Source organism: Bordetella sp. H567 (genome assembly GCF_001704295.1).
In the GTDB taxonomy this organism is placed as follows: Bacteria; Pseudomonadota; Gammaproteobacteria; order Burkholderiales; family Burkholderiaceae_B; genus Bordetella_C.
Window position 1 is genome coordinate 661,937 of record NZ_CP012334.1, and the last position, 13,414, is coordinate 675,350.

Here is a 13,414-nt window from a genome sequence, read left to right on the forward strand (position 1 = left end):
ATTTTAGAATAGGGAGGGAGTCCATGCTTCGACACGCACTGGCTTCTCTGTTCGACCCGCGTTCTTTGCTCATCATCGCGGACCGGCTTTTGCCCGGCGCCGCGATGCTGCCCGCCGCCCTGCGCGCGCGCACCACCTGCATCGAGTGTGATCCCGGCGCGGCGCCCGATATCCCCGACACCTTCACCGGCCTGGACGCCGGCGAACGCCTGGACCTGGCACTGGTGTGCGTCGCGCCGTCGGTCTTCGCCGAAACCTTGCGCCGCCTGGCGCCGCGCGCGCCTCGCGCGCTGATCGTCCTGCCGCACGAGCAGCCGGACCCTTATCCGCGCGGCACTGTGGCGTTGTGCCAAGCCTGGGCCCAGGAAAACCGCTGCAAGCTGCTGGGGCCGCGGGCTTTCGGCGTCCAGCGCCCGCATGCCAGCCTGAATTTCAGCCAGCATCCGACGCTGGCGCGTCCCGGGCGTGTCGCGTTGGTGGCCCAGTCGCGTTCCATCATCGCCGCCGTCATGGATTGGGCGGAGGATGTGCACTTCGGTTTTTCCACCGCAATCGCGCTGGGCGATGAGGCCATCGTGGGCCTTGGCCCGGTGCTCGACTACCTGGCCACCGACCCCCGCACCGACAGCATCGCGCTCTATCTCGAGGACGTCGGGCCGGCGCGCCCCTTCATCAGCGCACTGCGCGCCGCCGCCAGCGCCAAGCCGGTGGTGGTGCTGAAGGCGGGGCGGGGCGACGAAGACGACGACGTTTTCGATGCGGTGCTGCGCCGGGCCGGCGCGGTGCGGGTGCGCTATTTCGTTCAGCTGTTTTCGGCGCTGAAAGTGCTGGGCTATGCCCGGCGGCCACGCGGCCGCCGGGTGGCCTTGTTTTCCAACGGCAGCGGACCGCCGCAGCTGGCCCTGGACCTGATCGGGCCGGATGCCGCGGTGGCCCGCGCCGAGCTGTCGCAGGCCACGGTGCGCGCGCTTGAGGCGCTGCTGGAGCCCGGATCGGCCGCCGGCAATCCCGTCATCACCCATGCGCCGCTGACGCCCGATACGGCACAGGCCGTCCTGGACGTCCTGATCGACGATACGGGCGTGGACGGCGTGCTCGTCCTGCTGGCGCCGGATGCCTTGGCCGACCTGCGTGCGGTGGCCGAACGGCTGGCGCAGATCGCGCCGCGGGCGCGCAAGCCCATCGTGTCGTGCTTCATGGGCGATGCCGGCATGCGGCCGCTGCGCCGCATGCTGGACGACGCGGGCACCTCCGCCTTCCGCACGCCGGAATCGGCCGCCGACGCGTTCGGCGTCCTGTCCACCCACTACTACAACCAGCAGCTGCTGTTGCAGTCGCAGCCGCCGCTGCCCCAGGGACCGATGCCGACACCGGGGGTTGCGCAGGCCATCGTCGACGCGGCCCGGCGCGACGGACGGCACGCGCTGACGCCCGCGGAGGCGCGCGATCTGCTGTCGGCCTGCCTGGTGCCTATCCATGACGCCATGCCCAGCGGCGCGTTCGAGCCCTTGTCGCGCCCCATGGCCATACGCGTGCACCGCGATGCGCGTTTCGGTCCGGTGATCCGCTTTGCCGCCGGCGGTCCCGATGCGGTGCTGGGCAGCGCGGATCGCGGCATGGACTTGCCGCCCCTCAACCGTTTCCTCGCGCAGCAGCTGATCGAACGCAGCCGGCTGTGGCGCAAGGTGCTGGCGCATCGCCTGAGCATCGCCGCGTTCGAAACGCTGCAGCAGGCGCTGGTGCGCGTGTCCGAATTGATCACCGACGTGCCGGACATCGAGGCGCTGGACATCGACCCTTTGTACGCCGGCGAGGCACGGCTGTACGCGCGCTCCATGCGAGTGACGCTGACGGCGCAGGCCGCCGCCCAGTGCCCGCGCCTGGGCGGGTATCCCCACATGGCCATCCATCCCTATCCGGGGCGGCTGGTGCAGGTGCGCCACTTCGAGGACGGCACGCCCTGGGTGGTGCGGCCCATCCGCCCGGAGGACGCGGAATCGCTGCAGGCCTTCATCCGCCAGCTGTCCGAACGATCGCGCTATATGCGTTTCGTGTCCATGATGCGCGAACTGACGCCACGTATGCTCGCGCGGTATACGCAGGTGGACTACGATCGCGAACTGGCTCTGGTCGCCACCACCGAGCTGCCCAATCCCGCCCATCGGGGCCATCGCCACGATGCGGTGATCGGCCTGGCGCACTACCTGCGCAATCCCGACGGCCGCGGCGCGGAATACGCGCTGGTCGTGGCCGACGCGTGGCAGGGCTGCGGCTTGGGACGCCAGTTGATGACGCTGCTGATCGATGCCGCTCGTGAACAGGGCCTGGAATACATCGAAGGCCTGGTGCTGGCGGAGAACCGGCCCATGCTGCGGCTGATGACCAGCCTGGGCCTGAAGAACGATCCCGATCGGGACGATCCTTCCATGCGCCGGGTGTGGCTGGACCTGGGACGGCCCGACGCCGGCCGCCCTACTTGATCACTTGCATCAGGAAGTCGCGGATATCCGCGACTTCTTCCGCGCACACGGAGTGCTGCATCGGATAGGTGTGCCAACGGACGTCGTGACCCAGGGCGCGCAGCATGTCGCGTGTCGCCGTGGCGCGGGCGATGTCGACCACGGGGTCGTATTCGCCATGGGCCAGGAAAATCGGGGTATCGGCATTGGCGCCGTGACGTTCCGCGGCCGCCATGTCCAGCAGCGGCAGGTAGCCGGACAGCCCCATCATGCCGGCGAGTTTCTCGGACAGCCGCAAGCCGGTGTGCAGGGTCATCGCGCAGCCCTGGGAAAATCCCGCCAGGACGATGCGAGAGGTGGGGATGCCGCGCGCATTTTCGCGGGCGAGCAGGGCCCGCACGGCGGCTTCGGAGCGGCGGATGCCGGCGGCGTCCTCGCGGCGCACCAGGTCCATCTCCAGGATGTCGTACCAGGAGCGCATCTGCATGCCGCCGTTGATCGTGACGGGCTGCACGGGCGCATGCGGAAAGACGAAGCGCACCGCCGGCGCGGCCGGCAGGCGCAGTTCGGGCACGATGGGCGCGAAATCATTGCCGTCCGCGCCCAGCCCGTGCAGCCAGATCACCGCGTACGTGGGTTGGGGGCCGGTTTCGCGTTCGATGCAGTCCAGCAGGTCGGGGGAGGTGTCGGCGGTCATGGCAGGGGGTATCAGGGTTGCAAGGTCTTCAAGGCCTGGAACAGCGCCCTGTAGTGCTTGCGCTTGGGTTCCTGTCCCTGGGCCAGGCTGGCGTTGGCCCGCGCTTCCTTGCGGGCCTCGCGGATCAGTGTGCGCAATTGCTGGGCATCACTGCCCGGATTGCGCGCCAGCAGGTCCGTCAGGGCGGCGTCGTCTTCCAGCAGGCGATCGCGCAGGCCTTCCAGGCGGTGCATGGCGGCCGTTTCCTCGCGCGAGCCGTTTTCCCAGACGTCCAGCTGGCGCCGGATCTCGTCGGCGGGCGCATCGCGCATGAGCTTGCCGACGAAGTGCGTCTGGCGGCGCAGCCCTTCGCGGCTGGTGGTGCGCTGGGCTTCACGGATGGCGTCGTAGAGGCGTTCGGCCAGGGGCAGCTGGCGCAATCGTTCGGGTGACAGCCCGATCAATTGCTTGCCCAGATCCGTCAAGGCAAGCATTTCGCGCTTGACCTGGGATTTGCTCGGGCGGTCGTAGCCGTCGTCCTCGTCGCCGGCGGACTCGGTTATTTCTGACATTGTAGGAACAGCAGGTTTGCGGACTTGGCTATGATACCCGTCTCTCTCAAGCGAGTTTCAATGGTCACCTATTCTTCTTCCCTGCCCGTCGCCGAAAACCAGGCGCGTTTCAGCGAACTGGTCCAGAGCGTCCTGGCCCATGCACGCAAGGTCGGCGCCAGCGACGCCGTCGCTGAAGTCTCCGAAAGCCTGGGGTTGTCGGTGTCGGTACGCAAGAACGACATCGAAACCGTGGAGCAGACCCGCGACCGCTCGCTGGACGTAACGGTCTATGCCGGACAGCGGCGCGGTTCGGCCTCCACCTCCGATTTCTCCGAGGCCGCCCTGCGCGAAACGGTGGAAGCTGCCTGGCACATCGCCAGCCATACCGCCGAAGATCCGGCGGCCGGCCTGCCGGACGCCGACATGCTGGCGCGCGACTATCCGGACCTGGCCCTGCACTATCCCTGGGCCATCGGCACCGAGGAAGCCGCTGAACTCGCGCTGCGCGCCGAACGCGCGGCTCGCGCGGTGGACGCCCGCATCACCAACACCGAAGGCGCTTCGGTGGGGACGTTCGAAGGGCAGTTCGTGATGGGCAACACCCGCGGCTTCCTGGGCGGGTATCCCTACTCGCGCCATAGCCTGTCGGTGGCGCCCATCGCGGGGCGCGGCAACGGCATGCAGCGCGATTACTGGTACACCAGCGAACGCAACGCCGTCAATCTGGCCGAACCGGAAGCCGTGGGACGCTATGCGGCCGAGCGCGCCCTGTCGCGCCTGTCGGCCCGCCGCATCCGTACCGGTAAATTTCCCGTCCTGTTCGAGGCCCCGCTGGCCCTGGGCCTGCTGGGCGCGCTGACGCAGGCGGTCAACGGCGGCGCCTTGTACCGCAAGGCCAGTTTCCTGATCGATAGCATGGGCAAGCCCATCTTCGCCGACCACATCGACATCGCCGAGGATCCGCATATCGTCGGCGCCATGGGCAGTTCCCCCTTCGACGACGAAGGCGTCGTCACCCGCGCCCGCGATGTCGTCACGGCAGGGGTGCTGCAGGGCTATTTCCTCTCCACCTATACCGCCCGCAAGCTGGGGATGCCGACCACCGGAAACGCCGGCGGATCGCACAACCTGACGCTGCGCTCGCGCTTGACCGCACCGTCGGACGACTTGCGTGCCATGCTGCGCAAGATGGGAACCGGCTTTATGGTGACGGAGCTGATCGGCCAGGGCGTGAACTACGTCACCGGCGATTATTCGCGCGGGGCCTTCGGCTATTGGGTGGAAAACGGCGAAATCCAGCATGCGGTGCAGGAAGTCACCATCGCCGGCAACCTGAAGGACATGTTCCGGCAAATCGTCGCGGTGGGGGCGGACACCATCGCGCGCGGGACCAAGTCCACCGGGTCGATCCTGATCGAGCAAATGGCCATCGCGGGGGAATAATACGCACGCGCGAAGCGCTCGCGTAGCGGGGCGATGCGGCGAAAAGGTCGCGAATTGACGTGTTTTCGGGCTTTCCCGGAGTTGCAACCCGCAACAAATCAAGCAATTCGAGTAATAATGGCGGACTTGCCCGCGCCGGCACGGCCGGCGCGGGGCTGCTCATCCAGCGAGGCGCAGATCCTCGCGTAGATACATAACGCCCGTGAGAGAGGCTTTCCCATGAAGAAGACATACACCCTGCTGGCCGCCGTGGTCGCCAGCGCCATCCTGCCCGCCGCCCATGCGGCCGACATCAAGCTGGGCGTGGCCGAGGCCCTGTCCGGCGGCGCCGCGCAGTACGGGATCTCCATCCGCAACGGCTTCCAGCTGGCCGCGGACGAAATCAATGCCGCGGGCGGGATCAATGGCAACAAGATTTCCCTGGTCATCGAAGACGAACAGGGCAAGAAAGAAGAAGCCATCAATGTCTTCAAGAAACTGATCTTCCAGGACAAGGTCCTGATGACCTTTGGCCCGACGCTGTCGAATTCGGCCCAGGCCGCGGACCCGATCGCGCAGGCGGCCAAGACGGTGGCCTTCGGCACGTCCAATACCGCGGACGGCATCACGTCCATCGGCAACTACATCTTCCGCAATTCCGTGACGGAAGCCGACGTGCTGCCGGCCACCCTGACCATGGTCAAGAACAAGGTGGGCCTGAAGAACGTCGCGGTGCTGTACGGCAATGACGACGTCTTCACCAAGAGCGGCTACGACAACTTCAAGAAGGCCCTGGAAGACCTGAAGATTCCGGTCACCACCACGGAAACCTTCGCCAAGGGCGATGTCGACTTCAAGGCGCAACTGACCAAGATCAAGGGCACGAACCCGGACGCCATCGTCCTGTCCGCGCTGCTGGCCGAGGGCGGTCCCATCATGGTGCAGGCGCGCCAGCTGGGCCTGAACGTGCCGGTGATCGGCGGCAACGGCATGAACTCCGTGAAGATCTTCGAACTGGCACCTGGCGCCGCCTCCAACAACCTGTGGATCGGCAGCCCGTGGTCCATCGAGAACAAGACGTCGGAAAACACCAAGTTCATCGACGCCTACAAGGCCAAGTACAACATCGCGCCGGACCAGTTCTCCGCGCAAGCCTATGACGCCATGTACATCGTCGCCCAGGCGCTGAAGAAGGTGCAGCTCAAGGGCGACCTGACCGCCGACCGCGCCGCCGTGCGCGATGCGCTGCCCGCCGTCCAATGGACCGGCGCGACGGGTGCCTTCAAGTTCCGCCAGGCCAAGGATCGTGCCGGCAAGGCCGCGGGTTATGACGCGGAACAGGCGCCGATCATCAGCAAGACGGAAAACGGCAAGTACGTCATAGAAAAGTAAACCCTGTGCGCGAGCGCGGCTGATCGCCGCCTCCGACGCCTTGCGGGCTGCGCCGGCCGCGGTCCGCAAGGCGTTTTCGATTCGGAAGTCCCGGTATGTTGGAACAACAATTCGTCAATGCCCTGTCGCTGGGCTGCGTGTATGCCCTGTTCGCCCTGGGGTTCACGCTGGTCTTCGGCGTGCTGGGCATTATCAATCTGTCGCACGGCGCAGTCTTCATGGTCGGCGCCTATGCGGCCCTCTCCATCATTACCAAGCTGGGTATTCCGCTGTGGATTTCCCTGTTCCTGACCTTCATCGTCGCGGGCGCGCTGGGCGCCCTGATCGACTGGCTGGTCCTGAAACCGCTGCGCCGGCGCAACGCGCCGCACCTGATCCCGATGATCGCCACCATCGGCGTGGGCATCGTCCTGAACAACGGCATCCAGGGCATCTACGGCGCCAATAACCTGCGTTTTCCGCCGGGCGTGGTGCCCGAAAGCACCATGGTGATCGCCGGCATCCACGTGACCGCGATCGAGCTGGCCATCATCTTCCTGTCGTTCGCCCTGATGGCCGTGCTGATGCTGGTCATGCGGCGCACGCAGTTCGGCCGGGCACTGCGCGCCATCGCCGAATCGCCCAAGGCAGCCTGGCTGCTGGGCATCAACGTCGAGCAGCTGTTCCTGTTCACCTCTTTCCTGGCCGGCGGCCTGGGCGGCGTGGCGGGCTTGCTGATCGGCCTGTATTCCAACGCGCTGTACCCGCTGATGGGCCAGCCGATGCTGCACAAGGGCATCGCCGTCATCATCCTGGGCGGCATGGGCGATATCCGCGGCGCCATGCTGGGCGGCCTGTTCCTGGGCTTTGCCGAAGTGCTGTCCGTGGCCTACATCGGTTCGACCATGCGCGACGCCGTGGCCTTCGGCCTGCTTTTCCTGATCCTGCTGGTGCGCCCCCAGGGCCTGTTCGGCAAAGTGGTGCAACGCAAGGCCTGATTGATCATGACTGCATTCGATAGTTTCTGGGCCATCTACGGCAATGTGGTGCTGACGCTGGGCACCAATGCGCTGCTGGCGCTGTCCATCTGGCTGACGCTGGCCTGCGGCATGCTGGCCATGGCCAACGCCGCCTTCATGGGTATCGGCGCCTACACCGCGGCCATCCTGACGATGAACTACGACGCGCCGTTCTCGCTCGCCCTGGCGGGCGGCATGGCGGCGCCGGCCGTGGTGGCGGCTCTCATCGGGCTGCCGACGATACGGTTGTCCGGCGTCTATCTGGCCATGGCCACCCTGGGGTTCGGCGAAGTCGTACGCGTGGCGGTGCTGAATACGGAATCACTGACCGGCGGCGCGCTCGGCCTGAACGGCATTCCGCAGTCCACCCAATGGTGGCACGTGCTGCTGGCGGTGGCCATCGTGCTGCTGCTGCTCTGGCGGGTGCGCGTCTCCAAGCTGGGCCGCGCCTTCGACGCCATACGCGGCGACGAAACGGCGGCCGGGCTCATGGGCATCAATGTGCGCGCCAATAAAATGCTGGCCTTCATCATGGGCGGCGCGATCGCCGGCCTGGCCGGCGCGCTGAATGCCCATCTGACGTTTTTCATCGGGCCGGGCGAATACGGTTTCGATCGCGGTGTGGAGATCCTGACGATGGCCATCCTGGGCGGCATCGGCGGGCTTGCCGGCCCCGTGCTGGGCAGCACCATCATTACGCTTCTGCCTGAAGTCCTGCGTGGCTTCAGCGACTTCCGCCTGGTCGCCAATGGATTGATTCTTGTGCTGATCGTGTTGTTCCTGCCGCAAGGCATCTGGGATCCCGTGCGCTTCGCGCGCTGGACGCGCAAGGGGGGCAGGCGCCATGCTTGAACTCGCTTCCATCTCCATGCGTTTCGGCGGCCTGCATGTGCTGCAGGACGTCAATCTGCAGGTTCCCGAAGGCTCGATCTTCGGCCTGATCGGCCCCAACGGCGCCGGCAAGACGACGGTGTTCAATATCATCACCGGCCTGCTGCGCCCCAGCGGCGGCCAGGTGCGCTTCGCCGGCCAAAGCCTGATCGGCATGGCGCCGCACCAGATCACGCGCGCCGGCATCGCCCGCACTTTCCAGAACATCCGCCTGTTCAAGGAAATGACGCTGCTGGAAAACGTGGTGGTCGGCGCCTATCGCCATATGCACTACGGCGTGGCCGGCATGCTGTTCAGCCTGCCCGGCTTCCGCCGGCACGAGGCCCGGGCGCGCGAACGCGCCCTGGAATTGCTGTCGTGGATGCGCCTGGAGCATAAGGCGCATGACCTCGCCGACAACCTTTCCTATGGCGAGCAGCGCCGGCTTGAACTGGCGCGCGCGCTGGCCACCGAGCCGCGCCTGCTGCTGCTGGACGAACCCGTTGCCGGCATGAATACCGGCGAACGCGCGGAACTGATGCGCGAGATCGAAGCGATCCGCCGCCGCGGCTACACCATTCTGATGATCGAACACGATATGCGCTTCGTCATGGGGCTGTGCGAAACCATCGCCGTGCTGAACTTCGGCAAGATCATCACCAGCGGTCCGCCGGAAGCCATACGCACCAACGAGCAGGTCATCGAGGCCTACCTGGGCCGCGACGACGATGAGGAAGACGCCGCGCGGGAGGTGCACGCATGACCGTCATGCTTGAAATCCGCAGCCTGGAAGTGAACTACGGGCACATCGAAGCCGTCCGCCGCGTCGATATGTCGCTGCGCACGGGCGAAATCACTGCCCTGGTGGGCGCCAACGGCGCGGGCAAATCCACGACCCTGCTGGCGCTGTCCGGCCTGCTGCCCAAGGCCGGCGGCTCGGTGCATTTCGAAGGCGAGGACATCACCCGCTTGGCGCCGCACCAGATCGTGGCGCGGGGGATCGTCCAGGTGCCCGAAGGGCGGGCCATCCTGACCACCATGACCGTGCGGGAAAACCTGGAGCTTGGCGCCTACCGGCGCGGCCGCACCGATACCGGCGCCGACCTGGACTACGTGTTCAACCTGTTCCCGCGGCTGAAGGAGCGCCTGGACGGCATCGCCGGCAATCTGTCCGGCGGCGAACAGCAGATGCTGGCCATCGGGCGCGCGCTCATGGCCAAGCCCCGCCTGCTGCTGCTGGACGAGCCCTCCATGGGCCTGGCCCCCATCGTCGTGCAGGAGATCTTCCGGGCCTTGCGCGCCATCAATGCCGACGGGCTTACCCTCTTTCTGGTCGAGCAGAACGTGCGCCAGGCGCTGAAGGTCGCCGGCCATGGCTATGTCCTGGAAAACGGCGCGCTGGCGCTGTCCGGCACCGGGCGGGAGCTATTGGGCCATCCGCGGGTGCTGGAGGCATACCTGGGCGGCTAGCGGCCGCGGCCCGGATGCCACGGCTTTCGGGCCTGTCGCTCAAACTTTGAGCGTTTTCATGCTAGAATCGTCGACTTTCCCTTATTTCGACCGGCACGGGCGGCTGATAACGCTTAGGCAGGAAGGGTAAACGGAAGAACATCTCGGCCGATTTCCGGCTGAATGAACATATATTTATTCAGGAACCATCATGAAGACCTTTGTGGCAAAGCCGCATGAAGTCAAGCGTGAGTGGTTTGTGATCGACGCGAAGGGCAAGGTCCTCGGTCGTGTGGCCAGCGAAGTCGCACACCGTCTGCGTGGTAAGCACAAACCCGAATTCACGCCTCACGTTGATACGGGCGATTACATCGTCATCATCAACGCGGCGGACATCGTCGTTACCGGGAACAAGTCGCAGGACAAGAAGTACTTCCGCCACACCACGTACCCGGGCGGCATCCGCGAGACCAACTTCGAGAAAATGCAGCAGCGTTTTCCCGGCCGCGCCATTCAGAAGGCGGTCAAGGGCATGCTGCCGAAGGGTCCCCTCGGCTACGCCATGATCAAGAAACTGAAGGTGTACGCCGGTGCCGAGCACCCGCACACCGCCCAGCAGCCCAAGCCGCTGGAACTCTAAGGAATCGTCATGATCGGTAACTGGAATTACGGAACCGGCCGCCGCAAGACGTCGGTGGCCCGCGTGTTCCTCAAAAAAGGCACGGGCAAGATCGTTGTCAACGGCAAGCCCGTCGACGAGTTCTTCGCGCGTGAAACGGGCCGCATGGTCGTGCGTCAACCGCTGGAACTCACCGGCCATCTGGAATCGTTCGACGTCAAGGTCAACGTCCATGGCGGCGGCGAATCCGGCCAGGCTGGCGCCGTGCGCCACGGCATCACCCGCGCCCTCATCGACTACGACGCCACGCTCAAGCCCGCCCTGTCGCAGGCTGGCCTGGTGACGCGCGATGCGCGCGAAGTCGAACGCAAGAAGGTTGGTCTTCGCAAGGCACGTCGGCGTAAGCAGTTCAGCAAGCGCTAATGTCCAGCAAAAAGGCCGCGAAAGCGGCCTTTTTGTTTTCGGGCCGGCGGATATCGTGCCGGCGCTCTTCCCTATCGGCCGGCTCGTGCACGCTCGCAGGGTCGCAGGCGATATCGGTCTGGCCCGCGCGCGATATCGCCCCGTTCCGATGCGTGGCCCAACCGGCCACCAGCGGCGCGGCACAGGCGTACGGCGCGCCGGCGTGAAAATTTGGGCCTACCGGCGTAGCGGTTTCGTCCAGGGTGCCGCATGGCGCGGCGATACAATCGACATTCGTCTTCCAGAGCAGCCAGTCATCGGAACAGCAACATGGCACAAGCATCCAACGCACGCGTCAAGGTCGGCATCGTAGGGGGCACGGGGTATACCGGCGTCGAACTGCTGCGGCTCTTGTCCCGGCATCCCAACGCCGAGCTCACCGCCATCACCTCCCGCAAGGAAGACGGCATGCCGGTCGCCGATATGTTCCCGAACTTGCGCGGCCGCGTGAAGCTGGCCTTCTCCGCGCCCGAAAAGGCCGCGCTGACCGACTGCGACGTTGTGTTTTTCGCTACGCCGCACGGCGTGGCGATGGCGCAGGCGCAGGCGCTGCTGGATGCCGGCACGCGCATCATCGACCTGGCGGCAGACTTTCGCCTGCAGGACACCGCGGTGTTCGAGAAGTGGTACAAGATGCCGCACGCCTGCCCTGGCATCCTGGAAGAAGCCGTTTATGGCATCCCGGAAATCAATCGCCAGAAAGTGGCCAAGGCGCGGGTCGTCGGCAACCCCGGCTGCTATCCCACGACGGTCACCCTGGGCCTGGCGCCGGTGCTGGAAAACGGCGCCCGCCTGATCGATACGCAGACCTTGATCGCCGATTGCAAGTCCGGCGTATCCGGTGCCGGCCGCAAGGCCGAAGTCGGCCTGCTGTTTTCGGAGGCCAGCGACAACTTCAAGGCCTATGGCGTCGCCGGCCACCGGCACCATCCGGAAATCTCCGAACAGCTGGAGCGCCTGGCGGGGGGCAAGGTCGGCTTGACCTTCGTGCCACACCTGGTGCCCATGATCCGCGGCATGTATTCGACCATCTATGCCCGCATCCTGCCGGAGGCGCGCGGCACGGATTTCCAGGCGCTGTACGAAAAGCGCTACGAGAACGAAACCTTCGTGGACGTCATGCCCGCTGGCAGCCTGCCGGAAACACGGTCCGTGCGTGCTTCCAATGACCTGCGCATCGCGCTGCATCGCCCGGAGGGCGCCGACCTGCTCATCGTGCTGGTCGTCCAGGACAACCTGGTCAAGGGTGCGGCAGGGCAGGCCGTGCAGAATATGAACATCATGTTCGGGCTGCCGGAAGACGCCGGCTTGGGACAGGTCGCCGTGCTGCCTTGATGGTGGCGGCGCGGCGTGTCCCCGCCAGGCCTGCCCATGGGGACTTGCCATGACCGACCAGCCGCCCGCCGGGCATCCCGCGCCGACGACGACCGAGCCACCGCCCGCCGACCCGTCGTCCGCACACCATCCCACGCCCAGGCGCGATACACAGCCGGCCGCCGGTTTTCGTATTGGCGTGCTGGTGGGCGTGCTGGCCACCCTGGTCATGGCGGCCATTCTGGCGGGGGTGATCGTCCTCTTCCAGCCTGCCGGGGCGGATGGCCCGGCAATGCAGGCGCGGCTCGCGGCGCTGCAGGCACGCGCGGAGCAGGGCCAGGCGGATATCCAGGCCCTGCGGGGGCAACTGGCCGCGTCGGACGCGGACCTCGCCGTCGAACGGGCCGCCCGCCGCGGCCTGGAAGACAACGTGGCGGCGCTGCAAGTGCAGGCGGGGCAGTTGCGTGACAGGCTGGCCTTCTACGATCAACTGCTCCCCGCCGGTCCGGCGGGCACGCTCTCCATCAGGGCGGTGGAATTTACGCACGTACCCGCGGGCCTGCGATATCGGGTGCTGCTGATGCGTAGTGCCCGGCCTGGCCTGGCGCCGTTCGTGGGCAGCCTGCGGTTCGTCGCGACAGGCATGCGGGAGGGCGTCCAGGTGCGCCTGACGCTGGCGCCGCTCCAGACCGCGCCCGCACCGGGCGCTGGCGTTATTCCCGACACGGCGCCGGCGACGCCGCAGGCGCCGTCCTCGGAAACCGGCAAAACGGTGACGGAAGCACCAACGGGATATCCCGCCAACATGGCCACGGAAGCGCCGTCCCGGGATGCCGACGCAATCGGGGCGGGCACCCTACCCGGGCGGGGCGGCGAAATGGGGGCAGCGACACCGCCCACCGACGCCGCCAGCCTGTCGGCACCGGAGGCGGCGAGCGGGGCCGCAGGGGCCTCAGCGCTGGTGCCGCTGCAAGTGGACCAGTACCGGAACAGTGAGGGCATACTTGCCCTGCCACCCGATTTCACCCCAACGGAAGTGGCTGTCGAGGTCGTCCAGGATGGCGCCGTGCGAACGTCCCAGCAGGCGGCCGTGGCATTTTGAATCGGCCGGGCGCTGCGCTATAGTAGGACAAAGCCAGGGCGGATCCGACGCCCTTCATGTATGGATAGGCCCCGCCCGGGGCGCGCCCCTAGCGGGC

The 13,414-nt window shown here is 66.4% G+C and carries 13 protein-coding genes; 11 read left to right on the forward strand and 2 right to left on the reverse strand.

The window, feature by feature from the left end; translation table 11 throughout:
- The first annotated feature begins 23 nt into the window (after positions 1-23).
- Positions 24-2,480 (forward strand): bifunctional acetate--CoA ligase family protein/GNAT family N-acetyltransferase, encoded by a 2,457-nt coding sequence (locus tag AKI39_RS02925; protein WP_066632259.1) that lies wholly within the window; start codon positions 24-26, stop codon positions 2,478-2,480.
- Here AKI39_RS02925 and AKI39_RS02930 read toward each other — a convergent pair.
- Positions 2,473-3,156 (reverse strand): alpha/beta hydrolase, encoded by a 684-nt coding sequence (locus AKI39_RS02930; RefSeq protein ID WP_066632260.1) that lies wholly within the window; start codon positions 3,154-3,156, stop codon positions 2,473-2,475. The two genes, AKI39_RS02925 and AKI39_RS02930, sit on opposite strands and share 8 nt — an antisense overlap.
- Before the next feature lie 11 nt (positions 3,157-3,167).
- Positions 3,168-3,707: a ribosome biogenesis factor YjgA gene (gene yjgA / locus AKI39_RS02935; protein ID WP_066632261.1), complete on the reverse strand. Its 540-nt coding sequence runs from the start codon at positions 3,705-3,707 to the stop codon at positions 3,168-3,170.
- A 60-nt stretch (positions 3,708-3,767) separates the two neighbouring features.
- Between yjgA and pmbA the strand changes: the two genes are divergently transcribed.
- The 10 genes from pmbA (at position 3,768) to AKI39_RS02990 (ending at position 13,317) form a co-directional block, all read left to right on the forward strand.
- Positions 3,768-5,132 carry a metalloprotease PmbA gene (pmbA, locus tag AKI39_RS02940; RefSeq protein ID WP_066632263.1) on the forward strand — a complete coding sequence of 455 codons (1,365 nt, stop codon included), beginning with the start codon at positions 3,768-3,770 and terminating at the stop codon, positions 5,130-5,132.
- Positions 5,133-5,351: 219 nt separating this feature from the next.
- The gene (locus tag AKI39_RS02945; protein WP_066632265.1) at positions 5,352-6,503 is read left to right on the forward strand and encodes an ABC transporter substrate-binding protein; all 1,152 of its coding nucleotides are present in this window, start codon (positions 5,352-5,354) and stop codon (positions 6,501-6,503) included.
- A 95-nt stretch (positions 6,504-6,598) separates the two neighbouring features.
- Positions 6,599-7,480, forward strand: coding sequence for a branched-chain amino acid ABC transporter permease (locus tag AKI39_RS02950; RefSeq protein ID WP_066632267.1), 882 nt, complete (start codon positions 6,599-6,601; stop codon positions 7,478-7,480).
- A 6-nt stretch (positions 7,481-7,486) separates the two neighbouring features.
- Entirely contained in the window at positions 7,487-8,353 is an 867-nt protein-coding gene (locus AKI39_RS02955) for a branched-chain amino acid ABC transporter permease (RefSeq protein ID WP_066642022.1), read from the forward strand.
- The gene (locus tag AKI39_RS02960; protein WP_066632269.1) at positions 8,346-9,134 is read left to right on the forward strand and encodes an ABC transporter ATP-binding protein; all 789 of its coding nucleotides are present in this window, start codon (positions 8,346-8,348) and stop codon (positions 9,132-9,134) included. The genes AKI39_RS02955 and AKI39_RS02960 overlap by 8 nt, the downstream gene beginning before the upstream one ends.
- On the forward strand, positions 9,131-9,841 hold the full coding sequence (locus tag AKI39_RS02965) for an ABC transporter ATP-binding protein (RefSeq protein WP_066632271.1): 711 nt from the start codon (positions 9,131-9,133) through the stop codon (positions 9,839-9,841). The genes AKI39_RS02960 and AKI39_RS02965 overlap by 4 nt, the downstream gene beginning before the upstream one ends.
- A 190-nt stretch (positions 9,842-10,031) precedes the next feature.
- Positions 10,032-10,460, forward strand: coding sequence for a 50S ribosomal protein L13 (gene rplM / locus AKI39_RS02970; RefSeq protein WP_066632273.1), 429 nt, complete (start codon positions 10,032-10,034; stop codon positions 10,458-10,460).
- A 9-nt stretch (positions 10,461-10,469) separates the two neighbouring features.
- The gene (gene rpsI / locus AKI39_RS02975) at positions 10,470-10,862 is read left to right on the forward strand and encodes a 30S ribosomal protein S9 (RefSeq protein ID WP_066355857.1); all 393 of its coding nucleotides are present in this window, start codon (positions 10,470-10,472) and stop codon (positions 10,860-10,862) included.
- 309 nt (positions 10,863-11,171) lie between these two features.
- A complete protein-coding gene (gene argC / locus AKI39_RS02985; RefSeq protein WP_066632277.1) occupies positions 11,172-12,236 on the forward strand; it encodes an N-acetyl-gamma-glutamyl-phosphate reductase in 1,065 nt (354 codons plus the stop codon).
- A 49-nt stretch (positions 12,237-12,285) separates the two neighbouring features.
- Positions 12,286-13,317 carry a DUF6776 family protein gene (locus tag AKI39_RS02990; RefSeq protein WP_066632279.1) on the forward strand — a complete coding sequence of 344 codons (1,032 nt, stop codon included), beginning with the start codon at positions 12,286-12,288 and terminating at the stop codon, positions 13,315-13,317.
- Positions 13,318-13,414 lie beyond the last annotated feature (97 nt).